Origin of the sequence: Massilia sp. Root335, assembly GCF_001425685.1 — a bacterium.
Classification (GTDB): domain Bacteria; phylum Pseudomonadota; class Gammaproteobacteria; order Burkholderiales; family Burkholderiaceae_D; genus Telluria; species Telluria luteola.
Genome location: NZ_LMCY01000033.1, coordinates 196,875 through 197,940 on the forward strand (window position 1 = coordinate 196,875; position 1,066 = coordinate 197,940).

The following is a 1,066-nucleotide window of genomic DNA, read 5'->3' on the forward strand; positions in this document are numbered from 1 at the left end:
GTCGCGAAGTCCGTCGCGTGCACGAGCGCAGGCGGTTCGGCGATCGGCGTGGACAGCTATTACCATGGCGTGATGACGGATGTGATCGGCAACGTCGTCAACGACATCGGCCCGGCCGGCTGCACGTACGTCCAGGGCATCTACTTCAGCACCTCGGGCACGATCAAGAACAACCTGGTCTACCGCGTGGGCGCGGTGGCGATCCACTTGTGGCACGACGCCAATCACGTGATCATCACCAACAACACGGCGGCGGCATCGAACTTCGGGATGGTGATCGGCGGCGGCGACTTCTATTACACGTCGGCAGGCGCGAACAATGTCTTCGTCGCGAACAACATTGTGTACGACAACAAGTACGGCATCTCGGAGCAGGGTGTGACCGGCAAGCAGAACGTCTACAAGAACAACCTGATCTACAAGAACACGACGTACAACACCTCGCTGCGCAATGGCCTCGTCGCCACGGCGACGGTCAGCTCGGACCCGCTGTTCAAGGGCTATTCGCGCACCGCGGCGGCGCCCGACTTCCACCTGACCACGAGCTCGCCGGCAATCGGCCGCGGTATCGCGACGAACGCCTATCCGACCGACCTGGGCGGCAAGCCCCGTAACGCCACCACGGGTTACGACATCGGCGCCTACCAGCACTGATCGCTGCACGCAGGGCGGCGCCGGTTCGGCGCACGGGCCCGGTTCGGGAAGACGCGTTCTTCCTGGACCGGGCCTTTTTGTTTACATCGCCAGGAAATAGTTTTGTCCTTGTATGTTCATTACCGTAGGAAATTTTTTTTCGAAAAGATTGAACTAAGGCAGTTTCCTTGCGTCAAAGGGTTATCTTCACTTTTTAATGCAAGGAAACTCTCTGATGAAATTTGCTTCGAACGTCCGTCTGAACACCCTGCTGTCCTGCAGCGCCGCAGTCCTGTTGTCCGCCGGTGGCAGCGCCATGGCGATGACCACGCCGGCCACGACCTATAACTATTACGTGTCGCCGACCGGTTCGGACACGGCCGCGGGCACGAAGGCCGCGCCGTTCAAGACCCTGGCCCGCGCCGCCAAGGCC

The 1,066-nt window shown here is 60.4% G+C and carries 1 protein-coding gene and 1 pseudogene; both read left to right on the forward strand.

The features are described from left to right. The coding region (locus ASC93_RS32260) for a choice-of-anchor Q domain-containing protein (protein WP_229412791.1) at positions 1 to 654 on the forward strand (654 nt) is incomplete at its 5' end. 214 nt (positions 655 to 868) lie between these two features. Continuing rightward, positions 869 to 1,066 (forward strand): annotated as a pseudogene (locus ASC93_RS31740) (hypothetical protein); the annotation flags it as partial.